At 50.4% G+C, this 25382-nt stretch carries 21 protein-coding genes; 11 read left to right on the top strand and 10 right to left on the bottom strand.

Translation table 11 applies throughout. From position 1 onward, the window contains the following. Positions 1 to 30: 30 nt before the first annotated feature. Positions 31 to 1872 carry a sigma-54-dependent Fis family transcriptional regulator gene (locus ACFQ88_RS34465; RefSeq protein ID WP_379461777.1) on the bottom strand — a complete coding sequence of 614 codons (1842 nt, stop codon included), beginning with the start codon at positions 1870 to 1872 and terminating at the stop codon, positions 31 to 33. A 489-nt stretch (positions 1873 to 2361) separates the two neighbouring features. Between ACFQ88_RS34465 and ACFQ88_RS34460 the strand changes: the two genes are divergently transcribed. Then, positions 2362 to 3525: an iron-containing alcohol dehydrogenase gene (locus tag ACFQ88_RS34460; protein ID WP_379461775.1), complete on the top strand. Its 1164-nt coding sequence runs from the start codon at positions 2362 to 2364 to the stop codon at positions 3523 to 3525. Between the two features lie 222 nt (positions 3526 to 3747). Next, entirely contained in the window at positions 3748 to 4725 is a 978-nt protein-coding gene (locus ACFQ88_RS34455; protein WP_379461773.1) for an SDR family NAD(P)-dependent oxidoreductase, read from the top strand. A 156-nt stretch (positions 4726 to 4881) separates the two neighbouring features. On the opposite strand, the gene ACFQ88_RS34450 is transcribed toward ACFQ88_RS34455, so the two are convergent. Together ACFQ88_RS34450 and pepT are read right to left on the bottom strand one after the other, a co-directional pair. Beyond that, positions 4882 to 5628 carry a MerR family transcriptional regulator gene (locus tag ACFQ88_RS34450; RefSeq protein WP_379461771.1) on the bottom strand — a complete coding sequence of 249 codons (747 nt, stop codon included), beginning with the start codon at positions 5626 to 5628 and terminating at the stop codon, positions 4882 to 4884. 549 nt (positions 5629 to 6177) lie between these two features. After that, positions 6178 to 7410: a peptidase T gene (gene pepT, locus ACFQ88_RS34445; RefSeq protein ID WP_379461769.1), complete on the bottom strand. Its 1233-nt coding sequence runs from the start codon at positions 7408 to 7410 to the stop codon at positions 6178 to 6180. 219 nt (positions 7411 to 7629) lie between these two features. On the opposite strand from pepT, the gene ACFQ88_RS34440 reads away from it, so the two are divergent. Then, positions 7630 to 8493, top strand: coding sequence for an SDR family oxidoreductase (locus tag ACFQ88_RS34440; protein WP_379461968.1), 864 nt, complete (start codon positions 7630 to 7632; stop codon positions 8491 to 8493). 285 nt (positions 8494 to 8778) lie between these two features. Further along, positions 8779 to 9987 carry an MFS transporter gene (locus tag ACFQ88_RS34435; RefSeq protein ID WP_379461767.1) on the top strand — a complete coding sequence of 403 codons (1209 nt, stop codon included), beginning with the start codon at positions 8779 to 8781 and terminating at the stop codon, positions 9985 to 9987. Between the two features lie 215 nt (positions 9988 to 10202). Here ACFQ88_RS34435 and ACFQ88_RS34430 read toward each other — a convergent pair whose 3' ends face one another. Beyond that, positions 10203 to 11258 (bottom strand): hypothetical protein, encoded by a 1056-nt coding sequence (locus ACFQ88_RS34430; RefSeq protein ID WP_379461765.1) that lies wholly within the window; start codon positions 11256 to 11258, stop codon positions 10203 to 10205. A gap of 324 nt (positions 11259 to 11582) precedes the next feature. On the opposite strand from ACFQ88_RS34430, the gene rpmG reads away from it, so the two are divergent. After that, positions 11583 to 11732, top strand: a complete 150-nt coding sequence (rpmG, locus tag ACFQ88_RS34425; protein ID WP_379461763.1) for a 50S ribosomal protein L33 — start codon at positions 11583 to 11585, stop codon at positions 11730 to 11732. A gap of 265 nt (positions 11733 to 11997) precedes the next feature. Here the strand turns inward: rpmG and thiM are convergent, their stop codons facing one another. Both thiM and ACFQ88_RS34415 read right to left on the bottom strand, forming a co-directional pair. Continuing rightward, positions 11998 to 12810, bottom strand: coding sequence for a hydroxyethylthiazole kinase (gene thiM / locus ACFQ88_RS34420; RefSeq protein ID WP_379461755.1), 813 nt, complete (start codon positions 12808 to 12810; stop codon positions 11998 to 12000). Positions 12811 to 12932: 122 nt separating this feature from the next. Further along, a complete protein-coding gene (locus ACFQ88_RS34415; protein ID WP_379461753.1) occupies positions 12933 to 13370 on the bottom strand; it encodes a hypothetical protein in 438 nt (145 codons plus the stop codon). A 148-nt stretch (positions 13371 to 13518) separates the two neighbouring features. Here ACFQ88_RS34415 and ACFQ88_RS34410 point away from each other — a divergent pair, with 148 nt between their 5' ends. Continuing rightward, complete coding sequence (locus ACFQ88_RS34410; RefSeq protein WP_379461751.1) at positions 13519 to 14007, top strand: hypothetical protein; 489 nt, start codon at positions 13519 to 13521, stop codon at positions 14005 to 14007. 113 nt (positions 14008 to 14120) lie between these two features. Here the strand turns inward: ACFQ88_RS34410 and cls are convergent, their stop codons facing one another. Then, on the bottom strand, positions 14121 to 15569 hold the full coding sequence (gene cls, locus ACFQ88_RS34405) for a cardiolipin synthase (protein WP_379461966.1): 1449 nt from the start codon (positions 15567 to 15569) through the stop codon (positions 14121 to 14123). Positions 15570 to 15783: 214 nt separating this feature from the next. On the opposite strand from cls, the gene ACFQ88_RS34400 reads away from it, so the two are divergent. Together ACFQ88_RS34400 and ACFQ88_RS34395 are read left to right on the top strand one after the other, a co-directional pair. After that, complete coding sequence (locus ACFQ88_RS34400) at positions 15784 to 15984, top strand: hypothetical protein (protein WP_379461749.1); 201 nt, start codon at positions 15784 to 15786, stop codon at positions 15982 to 15984. 122 nt (positions 15985 to 16106) lie between these two features. Further along, a complete protein-coding gene (locus tag ACFQ88_RS34395) occupies positions 16107 to 16988 on the top strand; it encodes an arylamine N-acetyltransferase family protein (RefSeq protein ID WP_239635574.1) in 882 nt (293 codons plus the stop codon). Positions 16989 to 17519: 531 nt separating this feature from the next. On the opposite strand, the gene ACFQ88_RS34390 is transcribed toward ACFQ88_RS34395, so the two are convergent. Then, positions 17520 to 18107, bottom strand: a complete 588-nt coding sequence (locus ACFQ88_RS34390) for an MSMEG_1061 family FMN-dependent PPOX-type flavoprotein (protein WP_379461747.1) — start codon at positions 18105 to 18107, stop codon at positions 17520 to 17522. A gap of 388 nt (positions 18108 to 18495) precedes the next feature. Here ACFQ88_RS34390 and ACFQ88_RS34385 point away from each other — a divergent pair, with 388 nt between their 5' ends. Together ACFQ88_RS34385 and ACFQ88_RS34380 are read left to right on the top strand one after the other, a co-directional pair. After that, positions 18496 to 22290 (top strand): S-layer homology domain-containing protein, encoded by a 3795-nt coding sequence (locus tag ACFQ88_RS34385; RefSeq protein ID WP_379461745.1) that lies wholly within the window; start codon positions 18496 to 18498, stop codon positions 22288 to 22290. A gap of 213 nt (positions 22291 to 22503) precedes the next feature. After that, positions 22504 to 23244 carry a class I SAM-dependent methyltransferase gene (locus ACFQ88_RS34380; RefSeq protein WP_239629929.1) on the top strand — a complete coding sequence of 247 codons (741 nt, stop codon included), beginning with the start codon at positions 22504 to 22506 and terminating at the stop codon, positions 23242 to 23244. 140 nt (positions 23245 to 23384) lie between these two features. Here ACFQ88_RS34380 and ACFQ88_RS34375 read toward each other — a convergent pair whose 3' ends face one another. Together ACFQ88_RS34375 and ACFQ88_RS34370 are read right to left on the bottom strand one after the other, a co-directional pair. After that, positions 23385 to 23570 carry a hypothetical protein gene (locus tag ACFQ88_RS34375; RefSeq protein ID WP_239629928.1) on the bottom strand — a complete coding sequence of 62 codons (186 nt, stop codon included), beginning with the start codon at positions 23568 to 23570 and terminating at the stop codon, positions 23385 to 23387. After that, on the bottom strand, positions 23567 to 24697 hold the full coding sequence (locus ACFQ88_RS34370) for a DUF4062 domain-containing protein (RefSeq protein ID WP_379461964.1): 1131 nt from the start codon (positions 24695 to 24697) through the stop codon (positions 23567 to 23569). Before ACFQ88_RS34370 ends, ACFQ88_RS34375 begins: the two co-directional genes overlap by 4 nt. A gap of 229 nt (positions 24698 to 24926) precedes the next feature. Between ACFQ88_RS34370 and ACFQ88_RS34365 the strand changes: the two genes are divergently transcribed. Then, complete coding sequence (locus tag ACFQ88_RS34365; protein WP_379461742.1) at positions 24927 to 25364, top strand: MerR family transcriptional regulator; 438 nt, start codon at positions 24927 to 24929, stop codon at positions 25362 to 25364. Positions 25365 to 25382 lie beyond the last annotated feature (18 nt).

The following is a 25382-nucleotide window of genomic DNA, read 5'->3' as shown; positions in this document are numbered from 1 at the left end:
AGGTGGTCGTGAGAGAGGTTTCAATTGCAATTATGTTTCATTATTCAACATTTTGTTAAGCTTTCTCCATAACGTCGTCCGGTTGATGCCCAGACGCTCACAGGTTCTGGATTGGTTCATGCCTTCCTCCTGAAGCACCTGCATAATAATCCGCTGCTCAATTTCTTCCAGCGAGCCTCTTAAATCGATTTGTGCAGGCGCGGTCGCCAGGTTCGGGTTCACCGATTGTTTATAGCGGTCGATAACCAAAGCGGCATCCTTCAGCTCGACATAGTTTCCTTTGGTCAAAATAAGCATTTCCTGGATCGCATTTTCCAGCTCTCGTAAATTTCCGGGCCATTCGTATTTCATTAACTCATCAATGGCGGTATCGCGGAAGCCCACGATTTGCTTGCCGGACTCAGAATTGTAGGAGGCGATGATCACTCTTACGATTTCGTCCAAATCTTCCATGCGCTCCCGCAGCGGGGGAATGGTAATATGCAGCTCGCTTAGAGCCATAATAAGATCGTGGTTGAAATCCGCCTTGCTCTTCAGCCGCGTTAACGTGGTCGAGGAGGATACGAGGAAGCGGATGCTTTTATGATGCTTAATGACCTGAAGCCATTTCTCCTGCATGACGCGGTCCAACCGGTCTACGTTGTTCAAGTAGAGCGTCCCTGAGAAGCCCGTCTCCGGTAAGCTGAGCTCCTTGAGAGAGCCGATCAGCAGAGCGTCGAGATCCTGCTCGCTCAATTCCTCGCACGAGATCATATAGAAGCCTTGATCATGCCGCTTGCTCGCCGAATGAATCGCTTGGGCGAACATCGACTTGCCGGCGCCCTTCTCCCCCGATATCCATACGTTACGGTCAGACTGGGCGTATTTTTGCGCGCGAGAGATCGTCTTTTTGAGAATCGTGCTCGAGCCGACCAGCTGATGAAAGGTTGTCAGTCTCGGAGGGACATAAGCGGCGAATCTTCGCTCATTGCGCCAATTTTCTATAGAGTCCAAGCTGACCAGATAATGGGCGCGGTCCGATGCGCCGCGGATCGTCACGCTGACTTTATACTGCTGATCGTTGACTTGCAGAAAATGCAGCAAATCCCGGGATGCCGGTGTATCCTCCACCTGCTCGATGACTTTGTGCAAGGCGGGAAACGCCAGTCGAATGCTGGTGCCGCGCACGATTTCCTCTCCCAATGAACCGATCATCCGGCTCGCCGCCTTGTTCAGAAACAACACGTTCTTGTCCGAGTCCATGGCAAAAATAGCCCGTTTGTCGCTATCCAATAGATCGCGGTAAAACAAGACCTGCTCCTGACCCTGGCGGTAGACGTCGAACACCCGGCGAACTTCCTGGAACATGTCGCTGACCGATTCGCGGCCTGAAGTAATTAGAATGCCGTGATAACCCATTTCCTGCGTGGCCCGTACCGTTACGGCGTCGCCGAGGACGATCTGCACATCGGATTGGAACGCTTGCCACAGCGCGCTTCGAACCTCCGACGGATCTTCGATGGAGAACGTAGGAATGGTGAACTCCAGCAGGCTGGATACCTCGGACACCGCTTTGCATATGTTGGGAAAGCCGATGATCGCGACTTTGGAATTCGCCTTTCGGACAAGGGTCAGCACCCGCAAAATATCGTAGCCGGATACCGGAATATCCACTACCGGCAGGGAAGTATGCTGGCGAATCATCGTGGCGGTACCGCCGCGGCTTACGATGATATTGTATCCGCGCTCCTCGGCAAATCTCACGATCGGCAATGCCTCCTGCAAGTCCGCCACCTCCACATCCATGCGGATCGACGGTTCATCACGTACCATTTCAAGCAAAAGATCTCTCAATCCGACATAGGGAGCTATAGCCAATACATTGATTTTCATCACGACACCTCATAAATTGTTTCAAAATGAAACGTTTTTATCGAATTATAATATAAATGCCGGAAGCAAGAAAGCCTGCGATACGGCTAACGGCCGTCAACAAAGAAAAAGCTTGCACAGGAACGCCATGTGGAGCCTTAAATCGCTGTTAATAATCTTTTCCAAATTCTGTCCTTAAGGTGTCGGCCATGCGCTGTACAGTGCTCCTCCACTTTACTATATCCAGATGCTGCACTTATAAACGAATGCTGTGCTCTGCGCCTAATGGTTCTTATCCCGATGCCAACGGTAACCTGCAGGTAAGCTCCGTACGTAAAAGTGCATTCTTCACAGAAGCAGCGGGTAGAAGTACACTTAATAGTGTTGCAAAAAGCCGCAGCTGTTTCAAGCCGATCCGGCACCGTTTGGACAACGCAGCTTCGATTGAATAAGATTAAGGTAGAAAGCCCAATTTATAACGTAGCTATATTAAAAAAAGGGAGAGGTTCCATGATTCCATTTGCATATCACAATCCAACTCGTCTTTTGTTCGGTAAAGAGACGCTTGAGCACCTTCAAACGCAAATTCCGTTGTACGGAAGCAATGTGCTGCTTGTTTACGGCGGAGGCAGCATCAAACGAAACGGTCTGTACGATCAAGTCATGGCACAACTGGACAAGCTCGGTGTCAAAGTTCACGAGGTCAGCGGTGTAGAGCCGAATCCGCGGTTAACGACGGTGCAACGAGGGATCGATGTGTGCAAGCAGGAGGGCATCGATTTCATTCTTGCGGTTGGGGGCGGCAGCGTTATCGACTGCGTGAAAGCAATTGCTATCGGCGCCAAATTCGAAGGCAATGTGTGGGATATTATTACCCGCAAAGCCTCGGCTGATCAAGCGCTGCCGTTCGGAACCGTTCTTACGCTGGCGGCGACCGGTTCGGAGATGAATTCGGGGTCCGTCATCACCAATTGGGAGACGAAGGAAAAGTACGGATGGGGCAGCCCGCTGGTGTTTCCGCGCTTCTCTATTCTGGATCCGCAGTACACGTTCACGGTTCCGAAGGATCAGACGGTGTACGGAATGGTGGATATTATGTCCCACGTCTTCGAGCAATATTTCCACCAAAGCGGGCAGTCTCCTGTACAGGACGGGTTTTGTGAGACGATTCTCCGCACGGTGATCGAGACGGCGCCGAAGCTGATCGAGCAGCTGGATCATTACGAATACCGCGAAACGATTCTGTATAGCGGCACGATGGCATTGAACGGAACACTGGCGATGGGGACGCGCGGCGATTGGGCGACTCATAATATCGAGCATGCGGTAAGCGCTGTGCACGATATTCCTCATGGCGGCGGGCTGGCTATCTTGTTCCCGCATTGGATGAGACATGTTATGGATACAGACTTGTCCCGGTTCGTGCAATTAGCGGTTCGCGTCTTCGGAGTGAATCCGGACAATCGTTCGGACCGTGAAGTCGCCCTGGAGGGAATCGAGGCATTGAGATCGTTCTGGACCTCCATCGGAGCTCCGAGCAGATTGTCCGATTATGGAATCGGAGAAGACAGCATCGAATTGATGACCGATAAGGCGATGGTCAACGGTCCTTTCGGCAACTTCAAAAAGCTGCAGCGCGAAGACGTAGTTCAGATTTACCGCGATTCGTTATAATTGTAGTACGGTGAGAAAGGGTTGAGCCGCAGCAGGCAAGCTGCCGGGTTCAGCCCTTTTTGGCCTTTCGGCCTACCAGGGTAAAAGCAGAAGCGAATGGTTTTGAGAAAAAAACGGTACGATCATTCAAATTGGTTATTGACCAATCACTAACGGGATGGTATATTGATTTCAGAAGATAGTAATTGATCAATCACAAAATAAACGATGAGGTGATTCCTTATGGAAAAAGCAATAGTAGTGGGAGCAACAGGAGGTACGGGCGCTTCGATTGTGGAGGAGCTGGTTGGAAGAGGGATTCAGACTATCGCATTCGGACGATCTCACTCGAAGCTGGAGCAGCTGAGGGCTAGATTGGGCAATCCCGAACAATTGACGATTGCCGTAGGCGATGCTATGCGTCCCGATAACATTGTTTCCGCAGCAGCGGGAGCGGACGTTCTGTTCCATTGCGCGAACGTGCCGTACCACGAGATGGTCAGCAAGCTGATTCCGCTGGGCGAATCCGTAATGGCGGCCGCTGAGCGGCTGGGCATCAAGGTCGTTGCTATTGACGGCATCTATCCTTATGGAAGAAGACAAACGGACCGGGTAACAGAGGAGCATCCGAAGCAGCCGCATACGAAGAAGGGCAAGACCCGGCTTGCTTACGAGACCATGCTGTTCGATCGGCGGTGGAGCCGGGCCAAGGTGATGATCGTCCGGTTGCCGGACTACTACGGGCCCACGGCCAACGAGGCTTCTTATCTGGGCTCCACGCTGGAAGCGATAGCGGCAGGGAAGATGGCCTTTTTCATCGGCAATATGCATGTTCCGCGGGAATATGTCTACTTGCCGGACGCAGCGTTCATGATCGCGGAGCTCGCGGGAAGGGAAGAGGCTTATGGGCAAAACTGGAACATTCCGGGTGCCGGTGTCATCTCGGGTCGGGAGATTGCTCGAATAGCCCGGGAGGCTAGCGGTACCGCCAAGGCGGTCATTCCGTTAGGAAGAGTCGGACTGTCTTTGATCGGGATGGGCGTGCCGGTAATGAAGGAGATCGTGGAGATGCTTTACTTGACCGAAGAGCCGGTAATATTAAGCGGTGACAAATACAAGCGTTGGATCGGACCTGTGCGGGCTACTGCTTTTGAAAAGGGGATTTCGCTTACGGTTCGCGAGCTGCAAAGAAGAAATGGATTCCTTTTTGCGGCCAATTAGTTAGTAATTAATCAATAATTATTCCTCGACTCGATCCCTTCCTCGACCGCCGAGGAGAGAACGGCTTGGCTCCGACAGCTTTAATGGAAAAATTCGCAGGGCAGGCAAGCCGGCCCGATCACAGCACCGGCACGCCTGATCCTGCGGCATCATGGCTTATTTTGAAGCAAACGTATCTGCGGCAATGCAGAGATAATACGAAAGGCCGGTTTGCCGGGACTCCAGCATCGTTCGGTGGAAGTCGTCGTTCAAAAAGAAGCGGGTTTGTGCGGCAAAGCTATCTTTTTGGAGCTCGTGCCCATGCTTATTTAAAAATTGAATATGCTCCTCGATCAGCGTTTGGACCACAGCATCGTCAACTCTCAATCCATCCTTCAGCGCATCTGCCATCCCATCCATGAAATGCTTCGCCTCCACAGCCATTTCGTTCATCGCTTCAACATCAATCGGATTGTTATCCAAGATGTCGTAGCCATACGTTTCTTTTACATATTCATTTTGTTCAGCCATCGCATCCAGCCACTCTTGTTCACTAGCAAAGCCTTTAAACATATCCGCCATCTCCATCATCTCTCCTTTGGAAGTGTGTTGAATCGATTCGTCCAGCGTCTCGATCAATCGTCCGAGTCTGCTCATCCGTGCCAGCAGAAGCTCCTTCTGGCCGGACAAAATAGACAACCGATCCGGGTCTTGATCGAGTATTTCTTTGATCTGATCCAGGGAAAAGTCGAGCTCCCGGTAGAACAAGATTTGCTGCAGCCGCTCCAGCTCCTTCATGCCGTAAAGGCGGTAACCGGCGTCCGTCACCGAATGAGGAAGCAACAGGCCGATTTTGTGATAATGATGAAGGGTTTTGATTGTGACTTTCGTGAGCTCAGACACTTCTTTAACGGTATGCAGCATGTTGTTCACCTCGTTTTTGATTCTAGAGCCTCCTCTTGGGTCAGAGTCAAGTCCATTTGTCAGAGAAAAAAGGAGAAGGAGCAAAGGCGGACTCTCCTTATAGGGAAGGGATTATGCGGACGCTGATTTCCGGCGGGAGGGATGGGGATCGAAATAGGGGATTATGCATAAGGACATCCGTCCAATCCATTCAGAGCTCCAGTGCATAATCTGTATTCGGGGTTAGATCCTCTATTACAACTTATATTGAAGGGAGAATTCCCGATGAGCGGACTAGGTGTGGGCGGCATGGCAGCCGGTATCGTATTGGTGCTTTTTATTCTTTTATTCATCATATTCCCAGGCTTCCTGTAACTTCAAATAGCCCGCACTCCAATCCGTTTTGGAGCGCGGGTTTTTTATTACCACAATAGAATTTATAAGATTCCGAGGTCATCGGATGTAAAAATTCTATTTGGCGATAAAAACAACCTCTTAACGCGGTCGCTCCTCTGTGAAAGGACGTCGATAGACGTTTTTCTCATGAAAACCGGCGGACAAGCCTAAGCCTTAAGCGCGCTGCTCGAACCGCTTGATAATCTCGATCACTACGTTCGTTGCTTTCACCATGTTGTCTGCGGAGACGAATTCATATCGGCCGTGATAGTTCTCGCCGCCCGTAAAAACATTCGGGGTAGGCAGCCCCATGTACGACAGCTGCGACCCGTCCGTTCCGCCGCGGATCGGTTCTAAGACAGGCTCGATGCCCAGGCTGGTCATCGCTTCATGGGCAATATCCACGATGTGGCGAACCGGTTCGATTTTCTCGCGCATGTTGAAATATTGGTCGTGGATTTCGACCGTGACGCGCCCTTCGCCGTATTGGGCTTCAAGCTGTGTCGCTATATGCTGCATCAGTAGTTTTCGGTTGTGGAACGACGTCTTGTCGAAGTCTCTGATCAAGTAATGCAGCTTCGTCTCTTCCACATCCCCCTGCATCGAGATGAGATGGAAAAAGCCTTCATACCCTTCGGTATGCTCCGGCGCTTCTTGCGCAGGCAACTTCCCGTTGAAGTCCATGGCAATTTTGGCCGAGTTCACCATTTTGCCTTTGGCGGTACCGGGATGGACGATTTTGCCCTTGCACGTAACCAGTGCCCGCGCCGCATTGAAGCTCTCGTATTGGAGCTCGCCCAGAGGCCCTCCGTCCACCGTATAAGCGTAGGAGGCATCAAAAGCAGCCACGTCGAAACGATGCGGCCCTCTGCCGATCTCTTCATCAGGGGTGAAGGCTACGCGCACTCGGCCGTGCTTGATCTCCGGATGCCGCAGGAGCGTATCCATCGCGGTCATAATCTCGGCAATCCCCGCCTTGTTGTCGGCGCCGAGCAGAGTGGTTCCGTCTGTGGTCACCAGAGTGTGCCCGACATAGTTGGCCAGTGCCGGAAAGTCCTTCGGTGAAAGCACGATTTGCTGCCCTGGATTCAAGACAATGTCCCCGCCGTCGTAGGGGTCAACGACTTGAGGCTTGACTCCTTTTCCTGTAAAATCCGTCGCCGTATCCAGATGGGCCATGAACCCGATCGTAGGCACCTCTTTGTCCGTGTTGGAAGGGAGGGTCGCCATCACATAGCCGTTGGCATCCATCGTCACTTCCTCCATCCCGATGCTCTTCAGCTCCTCCACAAGCATGCCTGCAAGCGTCAGCTGGCCCGGTGTAGAAGGGCATGTCTCGCTGTCCATGTTAGACTGCGTATCGACTTGGACATAGGCGGATAAACGTTGAATGAGTTGTTGTTTCATTGCATTCTCATCTCCTTTGCTTCCATTATAAAGCAATTCCGAGCCTGGACAAAAATATCGTTGTTTCTTAAAAAGAAGTCTGTCAGTCATTAACACGGTCTATTGATTCGAATCAGGAAAGATAGGCTAAGTAATAGCAAGGAAGGAGGTTGAGCTAGTAGACCATGGCTTCGCCACTGGATGGTTTAATTCTAATCGAAGGAGTGTTGGAACATGACTATGGCAAAAGTGAGGAAGCAAACGATGCCCCCTCAGCATCAGGACCGGCAGCCGGGAGTGGAAACAGAGATGGTACCGAGGCCGCAATCGGTTGATTATAAATATAAAGGAAGCGGGAAGCTGGCGGGTAAGACAGCCATTATTACCGGTGGAGACAGCGGAATCGGCAAAGCCGCTGCGATTTGTTTTGCTGCCGAAGGCGCCGATGTCGCTATCGTTTACCTCAACGAGGACAAGGACGCCGAAACTACGAAGCAGCTCATCGAGCAGGAGGGCCGCCGCTGTCTGCTGATAGCCGGCGATATCGGCGAAGAAGCCTTTTGCCGGGACGTAGTGCAGCAAACCATAGACAAGCTCGGCCGGCTTGACATTCTGGTTAACAACGCGGCGGAGCAGCACCCGCAGCCAAGTATTGAAGATATTACGCAGGAGCAGCTGGAGCAGACGTTCCGAACGAATATTTTTTCTTACTTTTATATGACCAAGGCTGCGCTGCCCTATTTGAGTGAAGGGTCGGCGATTATTAATACCGCATCCGTTACGGCCTATAAGGGGAATCCGATGCTGCTGGATTATTCTTCGACGAAAGGAGCCATTGTCGCTTTCACGCGTTCGCTGTCCCTCAATCTTGCGGATAAGGGGATACGGGTCAACGGTGTGGCGCCCGGACCTATATGGACCCCGCTTATTCCGTCTACCTTTGAAGCGGACAAGGTGAGCAAGTTCGGTGCGGATACCCCGATGAAGCGTCCGGGACAGCCTGAAGAGCTTGGGCCGGCGTATGTTTTCTTGGCTTCCGAAGATTCCTCCTATATGTCAGGGCAATTTTTGCATATGAATGGCGGCAATGTGATCAACGGGTAACAGACGAGGAGAGTAAAATAAAGGGTTTCTATTGCACCTCCTAAGTTAAGTTTGATACTATGTAAACGAACAACGTGGGAGGTGCTCCTTTTGACTCACTCTATCCGTTTATGGTAATTTGGCGCATGCGAATCGACTCAACCCTTTTTTTGGAAAAGGGGTCGCGGGTTTATTTGTAATGTGTCTTTTTAATTACCAAAACGAAGGATTGGGTTTTTTGTGCTGTTCATAAACAGCGGCACATAACATGCGTCCCGAAGGACGCTTCAAAAGGAGACTTTTATCATGCACAATCAAAATCAATGGAAAAAAACATTTGCGATAATATTTAGCGGGCAAATATTTTCAATTTTGACCTCATCGATGGTCCAGTTTTCTATTATATGGCATTTGACGGAAACGGCGAACTCGGCTGAAGTGCTGATGCTTGCCGGACTTTTCGCCTTTTTGCCTCAAGCATTACTTGGACCGTTCATTGGAGTCTGGCTGGATCGATGGAACCGTAAAAAGACGATGATCATAGCGGACAGCACCATTGCGCTATTCAGCTTCATTCTCGGCGTTTATTTTTACTTTGGGGAACCAAGCTTAGGATTTGTTTATTTGATCCTGATGGTACGCTCTGCAGCTTCTGCATTTCATGCACCGGCATTCCAAGCGGCTATTCCGCTTATTGCGCCTGAAGACCAATTGACGCGAGTGGCCGGATGGCACCAGATGGTCTTTTCCTGCTCCAATGTCATCGGACCGGCGCTAGGGATCGCCGTCTACTCAGCGACATCCCTTGGAACGGTACTGTTTTTGGATGTGGCCGGAGCTTTGCTCGCCAATGGCATGCTGATGCTGGTCGCCATTCATCAACCGAAAGCGGAGACCATCCGAAAGTCCTCGTTTTTTTCGGAGTTTAAGCTGGGCTGGGAGACCTTCGTCACCGTGAAGCCGATAGTCATTATTACCATTGCAACGGCTATTTTCGGCATTGTGTTTATGCCGTTAGCCATGCTGTTCCCTCTTATGACACTGTCGCATTTTGGCCGCGGGGGGTATAGTGCAAGTGTTGTGGAAGCCGTATTCGGTATAGGTATGATTCTTGGAGGAGCCGCATTGTCCGTCTTGGCCTCGAAATTCAAGGACACTACTTATATGAGCTGGAGTCTGGTATTGATAGGCGCGACCAGTATCGCCAGCGGTGTGATTCCCAGCGAAGCTTTTATAATATTCGTTATTATGTCGTTGATCATGGGTGCGGCAGCGCCGCTGTTTAACGGGCCTTATATGGCGATGATCCAGAGAGCTTATGAGCCTGAAAGCCTGGGGCGCGTAATTTCGTTCGTAACGAGCATTACGATGCTTTCCTCGCCGATCGGACTCTCACTGGCGGGACCTGTTGCCGATAAGTACGGGGTGCAAATGTGGTTTCTATGGTCGGGGATTGTTATTTTATTCATTGGTGTGTTCATTTACTCCAAATTTTCCCGGATTGGCATAAAGTAAAACGAATTGCAAAATATCAAAAAAGGCCGCCGGCTGGTACCGGTGGCCTTTTATGTCTTAAGGGCAATGCCCGTTATTTTACCACAATAGAATTTATAAAGATTCCGAGGTCATCGGATGTAAAAATTCTATTTGGCGATAAAAACAACCTCTTAACGCGGTCGCTCCTCTGTGAAAGGACGTCGATAGACGTTTTTCTCATTATGTTAAAAGCATTATTGATTTAGCGCCGCTCTGATTTGATTCAGCACCTGCTGCTCCAGTTCTTCTTTGTCCTCGGCGGTCAGACCGGCGGATGCGGACCAGGCATCGGTGTCTTGCTCCCAAACTTTGGCGATGCGTTGGGCTAGCTCATCGGCGGAAAGCCCCGTCAAGCGTACCAGGCTGCTGCCATTGTTATAATCGCTCAGGAAATCGTTGCCTTCATCCTCAAGACCGGATACAAGGTACGCTGTGCTGGCGATAGACTCCAGCTTTCCTTGAATAAGAGCGTCAAACTGAGCTTTAGAGGCTGCGGCTTTGTCTTCCGGTTTTACTCCGCCTGGTGCCGTAATAGCGGCGGAAAAGGCATTTTTGGCCTCATTACGGTATTGGTCTGCATCTTCACTTGTAATAGCGCCGGAGTTCTGTGCGGCTTGAATTTGTCCGTTGATCGATGTCAGCAGGTTGTTCAGCAGCAGCGAGGCGTCCATTCGGGTTGCTTCTACGATGGTTTCTCCCGCTAGTAATCTATCTTTCACGTCGAGAGAATCCTCGCTTGAGAAGCTGGACGCCGCAGAGGACAGGCCGGCGAGCTGTTCTTTTAAGATTGCCTTGAAATGAAAGGTGTTTTTCGAAGCGGTTTGAGGCTTGAACCCTGGTGTATTAATTGCCGACTGGGTCAAGGAGTATAAATCGGATCGGAGCACCGACAGCTGTTGGTCGTCAATGAGATAAGCTTGCGATGCCGATGCTATCTCTTGATCCAATTTGTCGCGGAGACCTTCGAACAAAGCAGCCCCGCTCAGACCGGAAGCTTGAATCAGGGTCCCGTTATCATCCAAAATGTCTCTGATCTCGCTGTAATCTTTATCCGCAACAATAGACGTATTGTTAATCAGCTGCTTCTGCCAATCGGCCGTGAACTGTGACTTATTTAATGAAGCTTTAACCTTGCTTACGTAGCTTTCCTCATCGTCATCCGCAAAAGCTTTGGGAGCCGCAGCCATTGCTCCTCCAAATACGAAAGCCGCCGTCAATACCATAGCCACCCATTTTCTGTTTCTTTTCATAGTTTCTCTCCACCTATCTCTTTATTTATCGCTTTTCTCTATCAGAAGCGGTCGATTAAGCTTACTTCTACATTGTATAGGCGCAGGGATTTTGTGGTAATGTCCTCGGGTCCAGACTTATATCCAGACTTTAGTCTAGATTTATGCTGCGATAACATGACCATCTACAGATTAAGCGGTTACACAAAAGAGTAAATATTACTATTTACAAATCGTAATAATTACTATATAGTGGGTCTTGTCATTTTTTTCTCCATTAACAAAAGGTGGAGGAAGAGAGGCGGGCGATCTACCCGGCTCTACTATTCGAAAGGGGGGAATTGCATGCGCGTATTCGTAACGCTGGCTTGCACGGAAACGGGCGACCGCAACTATACAACGACGAAAAACAAAAAGACGCATCCGGGCCGCATGGAGCTAATGAAATATTGCCCGCGTCTTAAGAAATACACACTGCACCGTGAGACAAGATAATTCATTGTAGGCGGGCTGCCAAGTCCGTCTTTGCTCAAGAAATGCGCTCAACGAAGCACACAGCTTCCAGACGACTGCTGGAATCGCAGCTTCCGGAGCATCCGCCGGGACGCAGGGGAATCGGGACCTCAAGCGAAAGCCTCACATAGAAGGAAGCAGTCCTCTGTGATCCTTTGCAGGCTGTATTCGCTTGAACGCAAAAAGGCTTGGCCGCTTTCCTGCGGCCAAGCCCATTCATGTTCACGCCAGCGTATGCGGCTGGCGGTTATACGCGCCGCACCCGGGCGGCGCGCTCGATCGCCTCGCTGCTCAGCTCCGCGAGCTCGTCGAGGAAGCGCACGGCGAAGCTGCCCGGTGCCGGGCGCTCGCCTGCGGCCCGCTCGGCGGCAACGCTGTAGCCGGCCAGCGCGGCAACCGCGCCCTCCAGCAGCGGGCGCGAGGAACCTGCGGCTGCGGCGGCGAACGCGCCGATCACGCTCGTGAGCAGGCAGCCCGTGCCGGTCACGCGCGTCAAGATCGGGTGGCCTCCGGCCACCACGTAGGTCGTGGCGCCGTCAGTCGCCACGTCTTCCTCGCCGGTGACGACGACGATGCAGCCGAGCTGCTGCGCCGCGCGCTGCGCGAGAGCAACCGTGTCGCCGCCGTCGCCGCCGGCATCGACGCCCTTGATGGTCCGGCTCTCGCCGACCACATTGGCGATTTCCGCTGCGTTGCCCCGCAGCACGGCGACCTTCACCTCGCGCAATAGGCGCTGCGACGTTTCGGTCCGGTACGCGGTCGCTCCGGCGCCGACCGGGTCAAAAATAACCGGGACGCCATGCTGGTTAGCCGATTGGCCGGCGAGGATCATCGCTTCGACTTCCGCGGCGTTCAGCGTCCCGATGTTCAATACCAGGGCTCCGGCGATAGCGGCCATATCGGCGACCTCTTCCTTCGCATAGGCCATCACCGGCGAAGCTCCCAGCGCGAGCAGCCCGTTGGCTGTGAAATTGGTCACTACCACGTTGGTAATGTTATGGACCAAGGGCTTCGTTTCCTTAACCTGCCGCCATAAAGCGGCGATATGTTGATTTTCCATCGCTTGTCATCCATCCTTCATTGTCCAATAAACTGGGTATGTGCTAATAATAAACCAATCGAAGCCGCTCGCCAAACCGTAAATACGGCGAATCTTCTTCAGATCCGTTTATTTTTGCTTGGTTAAAGTCCTATTTCTAGATCAAACGGTTTGTCGTGAAGGCCCTCTTGGGCGCAATGTTTAAAAACAAACTGATAGGAAAACCAATGCTTCCTTTCCATACGGCTGCAGCTAACGCTGTCAACGCTCCTGTTGCTCATCCCGTCCAAAGTACTGTCTCTTATGATTGCTATATTTTGCTTAGCACCGATTTTAACTTCATAAGTAACAGGTCCGCTATCGATAGATGGCTTCACGAATGTAAATTGTGCAGGCTGATTAAGCTTGTAACCATTCCACAAACAAACCCTTCCCTTAAAATTAAAGGAATAGGCTTCTTCCGTACCGCAATGTTCTTTAGTAGTTTGAAAGTAGAAATTGTTAATGGCCAGAAAGCTTAACAAGACTAATAATGAACCTATCAAAATAGAAATAGATTTATTTCGTATCAAATCCTTCATTTTTCCCTCTCAACAACGAAGCTGCAGCCGCTGCTGCTCCGAATTTTTACCCTCCGCTAAGAGAAACGGTGGCTTTATTGGTCTTCGTACGATCCTGTGCTATAATCTACAAAACATCCCTCAATACAGGGGCACCGGAGGAAAGAGCATGCTTACTTTTGAACAAAAGCTGGAAATTATCGAATCGTTCCCGGAGCTGCAGCGCAAGGACGTTTCCTTGGGGCGGGTCAACTTTCAATATGAGGACAGCGGCTTCGACCGGAAAAATGTCGTCTACCATCTGCACAAGAACGGCAACGGCTTCGTCTATGCCGGCCATCTGCGAGGCTATCCGACCGACGAGAAAGGGCTCGTTAACATTCGTGACTTCACCGAGGAGGAGCTTCGCCGCTTGCTGGCCGATTCTATCCGCTCGCTCTCGCCGGATGCGGCCGGGGCTTCGAAGCCGTCCGCACCTTCGCCCGCTGAGGGCAGCGAGGAGCTGTGGACCGGTCCGGACGGCCACATCCTGCGTCTTTTTTACGAAGACGAGCTGTGGTATTTGTATGACAGGCAGAATTTGGAGTCGGCCTTTGAAACGTATGAAGAAGCTGAAGAGTATCTTCAGGAAGAAGGATTCACCCGCAGCGGCGCTTAGGCGCCGGCTGCTTTTTTTATTTTCAATCGGCATTTTGCAAAAGTAAGATTATTTAGGTCGTTCAGCAGCACAGTTCAAGTATATCCCGGCTTTAGCTTGCCGAATTCCGTTGGTTACAGCAGGGGCGAGAGCAGCCGGGCGACCGATTCCTTCATTTGGCTTATATACGATCTCTTTCTGTACGAATCCAGTGTCAGCTCGCGGGAATGTAGCAGATCGGCCGCGAACAGCTCCTCCAGCTTGCCCGCCGTCGTTGTATCGTAGATAAAAGCGTTAATTTCAAAATTCAGCTTGAAGCTGCGGATATCGATATTGGCCGTGCCGACCGAGGCGACCTTGCCGTCGATCACAAGCGTCTTGGCATGGAGAAAGCCGTCTTCATACAAATAACAGCGCACCCCGTTCTCCAGCAGCTCTCCCAAGTATGAGCGCGAAGCCCAGAAGACGAAGAAGTGGTCCGGGCGGTCCGGAATCATTACTTTAACGTCGACGCCGGATAAAGCGGCCATTTTCAGCGCATTCAGCAAGCTCTCGTCAGGCACGAAATAGGGGGATTGGATACAGACGCTGCGTTTGGCGGAATGGATCATTTTGATGTAGGCGTTCTTGATCTGCTGCCGGCCGGAGTGGGGGCCGCTCGATACGATCTGCATACCGACGCCTTGCGGGTGCACATCGACGGGAAAATATTGAGTCTCGTAGCGGATAGCAGGCGCATAGGTTCGGTTCCAATCCATTATAAAATGCACCTGCAGCACTTTGACGGCGCTGCCCTCCAGCTTCAAATGCGTATCCCTCCACGAACCGAGCCTGGGATCCAATCCCAAGTATTCATCTCCGACATTGAAGCCGCCGATAAATCCCCATTTGCCGTCGATAATGGCTACTTTGCGATGGTTGCGGTAGTTCAGCCTCAGGTTCAAATAACGGATCCTTGACGGGAAAAAAGCCGCCGCCATGCCGCCCGCATCGATCAGAGGCTGCAGCAGCGGTTTGTGCAAACCATAGCTTCCGACATCGTCATACAGCAGTCTGACCTCGACGCCCTCCTGTGCTTTTTGCGTCAGCAGGTGGATCAGCTCCTGGCCTAAGGAGTCCGCACGTACAATGTAGTACTGCAGATGAATGTAACGCTTCGCCTCCCGAATGGCCGCGAATAGCGAGTTGAACTTGCTTCTTCCATCCGTGAAAATTTCGACCTGATTATCCTGGGTCAGAACGGAATAGCGGCCGCTCATCAGGTTCATATGCATCATATCGTGGTAAGCTTCCATGGCCGGATCGACATAGTGCATCACGCCGAGCTCAATTTGCTCCGTCTGCTGGCGCGAAACCGCATTGAACTCCTCCCGGGTCTCATCCTTCATCGCCTTGATCCGGCGGCCGTTCAACGTTTTGCCGATAAGCAAGTAAAGGATAAAGCCGATTCCGGGCAAAAAGAGGAGAACCATCAGCCATGCCCATGTGGCCGCCACATTGCGCCGCTCCAAAAAAATGATGGCCAAAGCAAAAAGATAATTGAGCAGCGTGAGCAAATTATAAATGTTTTGAAATTCGAACAGCGAACGTCACCTCCTGCCGGCTTTCCGACTCGTCTTTCTTAAGCATAACCCCTTCTGGAATCATTATCCACCTTGAAAAGTTAAAATTCCCTAACTGGTGGCTGCGCGGCTTGGAAGGATGCGAGTTCTGCGGCGCTTTTTTAAGTGGGGAATGCAGAAGGATGTAACCCTGCGGACCAAATGGTAAAATATGTATTGAAAGGAGGTGGCGAAAATGGCTGCTAATGAATTTTCGTTGTTTGGACTGTTTCCTACGGTTATGTTCATTTTTTGGGGGTTATTCCTGCTGCTTGGCATGTATTGCCTTTATTTGTTCATTAAACTCGCGCTCCGGGGAATCGATGCATTGGATATTTATTTGGACGAAAAAGGAACAGGCGATTGTAGCCGGGGCAAGGAGTTAAGAATGAGCTAAACTGTACCGGTACAGTTCTGCCAACTATAGATTGCTGGAGCACGGCCTCTCCTTATACAATGGGACTACGCAGCCGCAGGAAAATGACGGTGATGAGCGATTCAGAAGTAGAGGTGACTCCCATGTATGTAATGACGAGAGAAGAAATAAAGGCTTACTTGCATAGAATCGGTATTGCGGAGATAGAGCCGCCTACCAAGGACTATTTGTTTGCGCTGCACCAAGCGCATGTGAAGACTCTTTCGTGGCAAACCGTAGATATTTTTGCCCGTAATCCGGCACCCATGGGGTTCGAGCCTTCTGTCCAGCTTATTCTCCATAACCGAAGCGGGTACTGCTTCCACCTGAATGGAGCATTCAGCGCCCTGCTTCATTCCTTGGGCTACCGGGTGAATTTGCACCGGGCCGGCGTGCAGCCAACGGGAACTGAGCCTCGTATCAATTCGTTCCATTTGGGTCTGAGCGTGAACCTCATGAATGATCGGGGTGAAGAGGAACGGTGGATTGTCGATGTCGGTCTGGGGGATATGCCCTACGAGCCTATGCCGCTGCGCCACGGCTTATATGAGCAGGGGCCTCTGCACTATAAGGTGACGGGGTCTAGTGTAGTGAAGGATGGCTGGCGGTTGGAGCATGATCCTCGGGCTTCTTTTACAGGCGTAGATTTTGATGCTGCCGTATTGGGAGGTTTGGAGGAATTTTTGCCGAAGCATGACTTTTACAGCCGCTCACCGGAATCGCCATGGATGAACATCTTTCTGCTAAGGCAAAGAGATGCGGATGCCAGAAACGAGCTTCGGGGATGCATATGGAACAGGATCGGGAACGACGGAGTGACAAAGGTCGAGCTGGAGAACAAATCGCAATGGTTTGACGTATTGGGGGATGTCTTCGGGGAGCATCTGGTGAATTACAGCAGCCTGGAACGTGACGACCTGTGGAAAAGGGTAGAGGCAGCGCATATCGAGTGGAAAGCCTTCAAGCAAGCGGAGGCCAAACCATAAAAGGCTGCCAATTGGCAGCCTCAGGTTGTTAAAAAACTGGTTTAGCCAAACAGGTCTCAATTGTTATCTGGAAATTGGGCGCTTGAAAGCTGCAAATGAAACACCATGTTCCGAAAAGGTAGCTCATCGTTGGGATACAACTGTACCTTTGTTCCGTTTCATAGCAGAATCCAATTCGCTACAGTACTCGTTCGCTGGAGACCATTTCCCAAGCTGGTACGGACCGTAGATCCGTTATTTAACCAAAAATGGTTCGATTTTAAGGGTGATCGGACAACAGATCCTTTATTTTGCAAAAATACACCCTTTTTCTCTGTAAAAAGAGCAAATAACGGACTCACGGTCCGATCGCACTCGGAAAGCAGCTTCATTTCAAGAAATAACGGATCTCCTGTCCGATCTATGTATCGAGCAGGTGCTTCGTATGCAAACAAAATTTAATTTCCTTTTATTCCTCAACAAATCCAAGGACACCGCTTGAATTAAGGCGATGTCCTTTTTCAATTTGACCGCGAGCTTGCATATGGACTACTACTTCAATGTCATGCCGTTGATTTTAAGATGAGCTTGAAACATTTCTTGAATAGACGGCAGTTCATTCTCCGGAAGCCATGTTTCTTTATTCCAAATGCCGGCCTGCTTCAACGCTCTCGGGCAATGGACGAAGGCCTCCTGAACCTCTACGATGACGCCGAGCTTAGGGACGGTACCGTTCCACTGTAGCGGCTGAAGCAGCTCTTGATTTTGCGTAATCCATGCCTTGCCGTTGATTCGAAGCACTTGTTCTTGCCCTGGAATGATAAACAACATGCCCACCTGCGGGTTGGAGAGGATATTCAGCAAGGAGTCAATCCGCTTGTTGCCCGGACGCTCTGCATAAATCAGCCTGTGATCGTCAAGCACGTGAACCGATCCCGGAGCGTCTCCCCGAGGCGAGACGTCGCAGTGGCCTTCTGCGTTTGCGGTAGAGAGGAAGAACAAGGGGGATTTGTTCAAATAATTCCGGATATGGTCATCCATTTGCGCAATCGATTTTTTAACAACCGCCTCATTCGGAACGCCGATCAACTGGCGCAGTGCCTCCACAGACGTAACTTGATCCTCATAAATCCCCTTCATTTATAAACCTTCTTTCTATGTAAAGTCTTAAAATAGCAGAGAGAAGCCGATGGTTACCAAATCTAATATTATCATATGGGTAATAGTATGGCTAAGAACCCCCTATCGAGAAAAGACTAAATCAAAGTAGTCCTAATGCGGTGAGTTACCGCAGCAGGGCTGCTTTTTACTTTTTTAGACCGTACCATTTGTCTTACAACCCAAATGTTTATTATTTGTTTAGAGCTAATAGGCTAGTATAAAGTGTAAATTATTGTTGAATTTTGTCATCGTTAGGTCTGTGGTCTTGGTTTAGGCTTTGCTTGTCCCGAGAGGGGCTATGAAATATCTTTCTACATACTTTTCAACGATATTTTACAAATTTACTAAACGGAGGTTGTCCTATCTTATGCAAGGCAAGAAGTCACTGATTATTTGCATGATCCTTTCCTTAGTATTCAGCATGTTCCCTGCGGCATTTGCGGGCGCGAGCACAGGTCTTCCCGATCCCATAACTATTACCGATCCGAGATCGATGGCCTATCATGACGGGTACATTTATGTGGCCCAGCGAGGTCTAGGGAAAATTTCACGCATTTCAACAACGACGGGTCAAGTAAGTAGCGTTTTGGAAATGAGTGTAGGCAGCTCCCCTATGGCAGTAGCTATGAACAGTCAAGGCGACTTATTCTACACTAAGGATAGTAATAAAACGGTCTTTAAGATTCCGGCGGCATCGTTGGCGAGTTTGCCCCTAAATGATGCGACTATTACAAGCAAAAGCCAGCCTTTTTTTACAGGAAACCTTAACTATATATACGGATTAACCTTCGATTCGAATGACAATTTGTATATGGTCGATAATGTAACGAAAGGCATTTACAAGCTGGCTCAAGGCCAAAGCATTTCGGAACCAATCATTACTGGCTTAGTGAGTTCAATATATGGTATTGGATTCAGTCTGAACGGCGATCTTTATTTTATCGACAACTCGTACAAGGGGAACAGGATCAATCAGGCCGATTTGACAGGGAAAACGGCACAGGATCCGACGAAATATCAGCAGCTAGAAACCGTTAACGGAAACGGAATCGTTTTCCTTCCGGATGGAACTCACTATATTTCGAGCTTATCATCTGGCAAAGTTTTTAAGCATGAATTTGCCGGTGCTGCCATAGGCGCCGCCAAAGCGCTGATCCCAACAACGTTTACAGCTGTGGAAGGAACGCATACGAGTCTGCTAAACTACCTGAACGGATTGCCAGGTATGGCGGAAACCGGAGTAACATTAACGCTGCAGTCTTCCAATGCTAACGTAATCACTAACGGGACCATCCGTTATACAGGGACAGCAGTAACCGGAAACGTAACCGTGCAAATCAGCAAGTCCGGCGTTACGGATTCAAAGATCATTTCGGTGACCATACCAGCACATACTCCTACGCAGGAGGAGCTGGCCAGTTCGTCGATCAGTGCGGCCAAGGCGCTGATCCCATCAACGTTTACAGCGGTAGAAGGAACGCATACGAATCTGCTAACCTATCTGAACGGATTGCCGGGAATGGGAGATACGGGAGTTACCCTGACTCTGCAGTCTACTAATGCTAACGTAGACTCCGACGGGACGATCCATTATACAGACACAGCCGTAACCGGAAGTGTCACCGTACAGATTAGCAAAGCACCGGGCACTACGAGCACAAAAATGATTTCGGTAACCGTACCAGCACATACTCCTACGCCGGAAGAGTTGGCGAATGCGTCGATCAGTGCGGCCAAAGCACTGATCCCTGCAACGTTTACGGCTGCGGAAGGAACGCATACGAATCTGCTAACCTATCTGAACGGATTTCCAGGAATGGGAGATACGGGAGTTACGCTGACGCTGCAGTCTTCCAATGCTAACGTAGACTCCGACGGGACGATCCATTATACAGACACAGCCGTAACCGGAAATGTCACCGTGAAGATCAGTAAAGCACCGGGCACTACGAGCACAAAAGTGATTTCGGTAACCGTACCAGCACATACTCCTACGCCGGAAGAGTTGGCGAATGCGTCGATCAGTGCGGCCAAGGCGATTGTGCCTTCAAGCGTTACGGTTACCGAGGGAACTTACACGAATTTGTTGACCTATCTGAACGGATTGCCGGGAATGGGAGATACGGGAGTTACCCTGACGCTGCTGTCTTTCAATGCTAACATAGACTCTGATGGGACAATCCACTATACAGACACAGCCGTATCTGGAAATGTCACTGTACAGATCAGCAAAGCACCGGGCGTAACGGAAACAAAAATCATTCCGATCACCGTACCAGCACATACTCCTACACAGGAGGAACTGGCCAATGCGTCGATCAGCGCGGCCAAGGCGCTAATCCCGTCAACGTTAACGGCTGCGGAAGGAACGCATACGAATCTGCTAACCTATCTGAACGGATTGCCGGGAATGGGAGATACGGGAGTTACGCTGACGCTGGTATCCGCCCGTCCTGGTGTGGCGAATAACGGAACCATTACTTATTCACGAATACCAGTAAGCGGTGATGTGACGGTACAAATCAACAAGGCAGGCGGCAGTCAAGCTGTGAAAACCATCACGGTCCAAACACTCGCATTCGTGCCGGTAGTACCCAACGTAGGGAGTGTTGCCTACTCGACTACACCTACCAGCATTACATTGAATTGGACTAATCCGTCCATCGCTATGAACGGTATCAAAATTGTAGACGGAAAAGGCGTTGCAACGGGAACGGTGACGGCTTCCACCTACACGTTTACGGGGCTGACTCCTAGCATGGAGTATACCTATAAGATTATTGTCCTGGACGATTGGAATGCAGAATCCTCTGGTGTCACGGTACGAATTACAACAGCTGATGTATCTGTGCCTGTGACGATTACAGGGCTTTCTGTAAGCCCGATCGCGACTTCCCTAGAGGTTGGCGGAACCGCAGCTACGGTAGTAACGGCTACTTATTCCAATCATGCCAGCGCTGTCGTAACCCATCTGCTAAATTGGGTTTCGGACAATGAAGCCGTTGCTTCCGTCTCCAGCAATGGTGTCATTACAGCTCATTCAGCCGGTTCCGCTACTATCACGGGAACGCTGGAAGGACATAGCGTATCCATTGTGGTTGCGGTAACTTCAAAGCCTCAGCCTGTGAGTGTATCCTCGCTTTCGGTTAATACAACCAGAGCGACGATCTACTACGGTGAAATCAAACAGCTTGCCGTTACGGCAGCGTACAGCAATGGAACAACCGCTGATGTAACAGCAACGGCCCAATATGGAAGCTCTGACGAGAATGTCGCTACCGTAAGCCCGTCAGGCTTAATTAAAGCGACAGGCTATGGTACCGCCGATATTACGATTACTATCGATGGTGTGTCACAAACCGTTTCGATTTATGTACCTGGACGGAGAGACCGCGACACAGCTTCTTCCGCTCCGACGACTCCTGTCGAAACGGAGAAGCCTGTGGACACGAACAAACCGTCTGACACGAACAAGCCGTCGGACACCCAGAATCCTGCGGCGCAATCGGATGTTTTCAATAACAAGGCGGTACAGGCCGACGGTAATGTAGTGAAAAATATTCAGTCCAGAATCGAAGCGGCGCAAAACTCGGGAGCTCCAACTTCTTTTGCCGACACGCAGCAGCACTGGGCACAACAAACGATCGCTACATTCATTCGATTGAATTTGATCGAAGGATACGCAGACGGTACTTTTAAACCGAACGGGAATATTACACGTGCCGAATTCGCAGCCATTATCGCCAGAGTGTTCCCTATCAGCAGGGAGCAGAAGCAATCGGTTGTACTGAACGATATCGGTAACCATTGGGCTAAAGAGGTTATCGAGAAGCTTGCCAATGCCGGGATCGTAAATGGCTACGGCGAAGAGTTCCGTCCGGACAACACGATCACCCGTGCGGAGATGGTCGCTATCATTAGCCGGATCGTCAATATGGATGCTTTGAAAAAAGATCAAGCAGCCGGAGCGTTTTCCGACATTGACGCTACTTTTGCAGCCGGTTCAATCCGCGATGCAGCCAAAGCAGGTATTGTTACGGGCAAAGGGGAGAACCGATTCGATCCGGAAGCTCCTTCCACCAGAGCGGAATCGTTGACAATCATCCTGAATGCGCTCAATTTAAATGCGCAGATCAAGACATTATTAGATAGCTTGAAATAATCAGAACGAAGAAGAAGTCTCCTAACCGCTGAACCGGGATGCGAATAGGAGGCTTCTTTGTTTTTTTAGCAGTATCCTATGTTATCATAAAGCAGGTGGAAGACTCCTGTGTACGAGGTGAAAACAATGGTGAGAAGAAGATAGCGTGCCTCCCGAAATGGAATGCGGTGCAGATTTTGGGAGGCTATCTTACAATAATAGGAGATGTTAAACATGAAACAAAACAAATACGACGATCCGAAGTTCTTTTCGGCTTACGAACAAATGCCGCGGTCTGTCCAGGGACTCGAAGCTGCAGGGGAGTGGCATGTATTAAAAGCGCTATTGCCGGAGCTGCGCGATAAAAGGGTGCTGGATTTGGGCTGCGGGTTCGGATGGCACTGCCGGTATGCCCGCGAGCAGCAGGCGAGCTCCGTTATAGGCGTAGACATATCCGGGAATATGCTGCAAAAAGCCCGCGAAGCGACCGAGGATCCGATGATTTCCTATATTCAAATGCCGATTGAAGACATCGACTTTGCAGACTCTTCGTTCGACGTGGCTATCAGCTCGCTGGCTTTCCACTATATCGAATCGTTCGATGCCATCTGCAGAAAGGTATATGCTTGTTTACGGCCTGGAGGATCGTTCGTGTTCTCTGTCGAGCACCCGATCTTTACTTCCAGGGAGCAGCAGGATTGGGCTATCGATGACCAGGGGAATCGTCTGTACTGGCCGGTTGACGGTTATCAAGACGAAGGGTTGCGGAAGACCTCTTTTTTGACGGATAATGTGGTGAAATACCATCGCACGATCTCGACCTATATGAATGATCTGATCGGTGCCGGATTTGCCATTAGAGCCGTCAAAGAGCCGAGACCTACCGAAGAGATGGTAAAGAACGTGCCCGGCATGGCCGATGAAAACCGGAGACCGATGTTTCTTATTATCTCGGCGGACAAGAATTTGGCGTAAAGTGCAATCTCGAACTATGCGATGAGCAAAATAAAGAACCCGGCTTCGATAAGCCGGGTTTTGTGTAATCTCCTAAAAGATCAATAACATGAAAGATCAGTATCATGAATAATGAATATCATAAAAGACCCACTCGGAATCTATCCTCGTTTGGCCGCGGCAAACCGGCTGCGGATCAGCTCCAGCGCCTTCGCGCTTTCTTCCTTTTGCTCCTTCAGCAAATCCTGAAAGCTCTTCAAAGGGGATACGAACAGAAGAGCGTCTTTGGGCTGCTCGCCTACGGCGACGGTAACTTCTCCGTTCTTGGATACATATACGGTTGTCATAGCTGCATCCCTCCAATCAATTTACGGGCGAATTCAAAAATCATAGGATTTTGATTCATTATAGCATACAAAATATCATCCCGAAAAGTGACAAACTTCTTGGAATCCCAGCTGGAATCGGCGCGGAAGTGACAGGTCATCACACGGTCTCGGCACTTGACGGTCAAGTACAGCGTTTTCTTTCCTTCTTTGAAAAAAAGCTGCTCCTGGCTGTCGCGCTTCGCCGTTATCGACACGTAGGACTGGTCGTCATCAATCTGGAAATGGGGCTCGCTTGTCGTCGCCCCGAGCTGGAAGGCAAGGGTCATCTTGTCGTCGCTGCGCCCGTAGACGGTAATGGCCGAGCAATCCGCGAAGGTGCCGATGTCCTCCGAGAACAGGTTGCCATATCGGTGCCTGATCACGCCGCCCTTCAGATGATTCATAAATATGCGGAACAGCGAAGCCGTATTCTGGATAGGCAGCTGTTGGAACACGGGGATGCTTAGGTCGATGAACAGCTGAAACTCCTCGTAAATTTGAATTTGCTTTATATAGGCTTCAAAGGTCATTTCCAAAGGCAGAAGCAGAACCCCGCGGCGCAGCAGATCACTGAAGTAATCTCTCCAATTGATGGCGACGCCGAGCGACAAGTCTTCGAAGTAGACGCCTTTTTTGACCAAATCGTCAATCAGGAACCATACGTACGGATCCACATACGGGGGAATCTGATGATGTCCTTTCAAGGCAGCCGTCACGTCCGCCGCTTTCGGATACCCGCCGGTCCGCTCCACATGCCGGTTTGTGATGTCCTCGAGGATCGGCTTGACCGTTCCGAAAAAAGCATTTTTCACGCTCGTTTCGACGAAGACGAGAATCGTTTTGTTCAGGCGGGCGGCCTGCATGTATTCCAGATGAGTGATCGTCCGGTCGTAATCGGGGTAAAAGGTTCCGCCCTTATCCTTAATAAACAGCAGGAAGATGTCGGACTGCTCTACCTTCTCCAGGCATCGGACGACGGAATCCCGGTGGGAGTCCCATGGTCCGAAGTTCCGTTCGTACATGAGGGGGGCATGTCCCATCGCAGACAGCTCTTCGAAGACGGCATTACGGATAGGACGCAGATCGTCCTGCCCGACGGAGCTTATAAATATAGATGCTTTCGCCAGCGCGACTCCCCCCTCCCTTTATTTGGTATATTGTAGCGCAAATCGGCGACGAATAGAATAGGAATTTTTGCTGGGGAGGGTCCTATTTTTTTGAAAATAGCCTCCTCCATTGTATAAAAGCGGCTTCCGAGTAAACAATAAAGTTACCGTTGACGTTAACGTTAACTAAGGAGTATGATAGTAGAGGCAAAAGGAGGGAAACGCACGGATGACGGAAAAATTCAAAATCGACGATGTAGCCAAGGAGGTCGGGCTCACCAAGCGGACGCTGCGTTATTATGAGGAGCTTGGGCTATTGTCCGCACCTGAACGAAGCGAGGGCGGCATTCGTTTATATACGCAGGAGCATATAGACCGGCTGAAGCGGCTGATTAACGCCCGCGATGTGCTGGGCTTTTCGTTGCAGGAGCTGCAGCGTTATGTGACGATCACCGAGGAGCTCGAAAGTCACAGGCACGGGTATCGGCAATTGTCCGAAGAAGCGGACAAGAAGCAGAAGCTGCTCGAGCTGGAGCCTGTAGTGCGAAACCAGCTGGAGATTCTGAATGAGAAGCTGGAGAAAATGATTCAGATGCGAGACGAGATTCAACAGTTCCATGAGCGAGTCCAGGCTGCCATTGACAGGATGAATGGACAAGGGAACTAGAACAAAATAAAGGAGATG

This window comes from Paenibacillus sp. NPDC056579, from assembly GCF_042793215.1.
In the GTDB taxonomy this organism is placed as follows: Bacteria; Bacillota; Bacilli; order Paenibacillales; family NBRC-103111; genus Paenibacillus_S.
This window is presented reverse-complemented; position numbering and strand designations above follow the sequence as displayed.

What these genes read in the sequence shown, in the direction of transcription:
- ACFQ88_RS34465 (WP_379461777.1), bottom strand. Translation starts at nt 1,872, where the DNA reads ATGAAAATCAATGTATTGGCTATAGCTCCCTATGTCGGATTGAGAGAT.
- ACFQ88_RS34460 (WP_379461775.1), top strand. Translation starts at nt 2,362, where the DNA reads ATGATTCCATTTGCATATCACAATCCAACTCGTCTTTTGTTCGGTAAA.
- ACFQ88_RS34455 (WP_379461773.1), top strand. Translation starts at nt 3,748, where the DNA reads ATGGAAAAAGCAATAGTAGTGGGAGCAACAGGAGGTACGGGCGCTTCG.
- ACFQ88_RS34450 (WP_379461771.1), bottom strand. Translation starts at nt 5,628, where the DNA reads ATGCTGCATACCGTTAAAGAAGTGTCTGAGCTCACGAAAGTCACAATC.
- pepT (WP_379461769.1), bottom strand. Translation starts at nt 7,410, where the DNA reads ATGAAACAACAACTCATTCAACGTTTATCCGCCTATGTCCAAGTCGAT.
- ACFQ88_RS34440 (WP_379461968.1), top strand. Translation starts at nt 7,630, where the DNA reads ATGGCAAAAGTGAGGAAGCAAACGATGCCCCCTCAGCATCAGGACCGG.
- ACFQ88_RS34435 (WP_379461767.1), top strand. Translation starts at nt 8,779, where the DNA reads ATGCACAATCAAAATCAATGGAAAAAAACATTTGCGATAATATTTAGC.
- ACFQ88_RS34430 (WP_379461765.1), bottom strand. Translation starts at nt 11,258, where the DNA reads ATGAAAAGAAACAGAAAATGGGTGGCTATGGTATTGACGGCGGCTTTC.
- rpmG (WP_379461763.1), top strand. Translation starts at nt 11,583, where the DNA reads ATGCGCGTATTCGTAACGCTGGCTTGCACGGAAACGGGCGACCGCAAC.
- thiM (WP_379461755.1), bottom strand. Translation starts at nt 12,810, where the DNA reads ATGGAAAATCAACATATCGCCGCTTTATGGCGGCAGGTTAAGGAAACG.
- ACFQ88_RS34415 (WP_379461753.1), bottom strand. Translation starts at nt 13,370, where the DNA reads ATGAAGGATTTGATACGAAATAAATCTATTTCTATTTTGATAGGTTCA.
- ACFQ88_RS34410 (WP_379461751.1), top strand. Translation starts at nt 13,519, where the DNA reads ATGCTTACTTTTGAACAAAAGCTGGAAATTATCGAATCGTTCCCGGAG.
- ACFQ88_RS34400 (WP_379461749.1), top strand. Translation starts at nt 15,784, where the DNA reads ATGGCTGCTAATGAATTTTCGTTGTTTGGACTGTTTCCTACGGTTATG.
- ACFQ88_RS34395 (WP_239635574.1), top strand. Translation starts at nt 16,107, where the DNA reads ATGTATGTAATGACGAGAGAAGAAATAAAGGCTTACTTGCATAGAATC.
- ACFQ88_RS34390 (WP_379461747.1), bottom strand. Translation starts at nt 18,107, where the DNA reads ATGAAGGGGATTTATGAGGATCAAGTTACGTCTGTGGAGGCACTGCGC.
- ACFQ88_RS34385 (WP_379461745.1), top strand. Translation starts at nt 18,496, where the DNA reads ATGCAAGGCAAGAAGTCACTGATTATTTGCATGATCCTTTCCTTAGTA.
- ACFQ88_RS34380 (WP_239629929.1), top strand. Translation starts at nt 22,504, where the DNA reads ATGAAACAAAACAAATACGACGATCCGAAGTTCTTTTCGGCTTACGAA.
- ACFQ88_RS34375 (WP_239629928.1), bottom strand. Translation starts at nt 23,570, where the DNA reads ATGACAACCGTATATGTATCCAAGAACGGAGAAGTTACCGTCGCCGTA.
- ACFQ88_RS34365 (WP_379461742.1), top strand. Translation starts at nt 24,927, where the DNA reads ATGACGGAAAAATTCAAAATCGACGATGTAGCCAAGGAGGTCGGGCTC.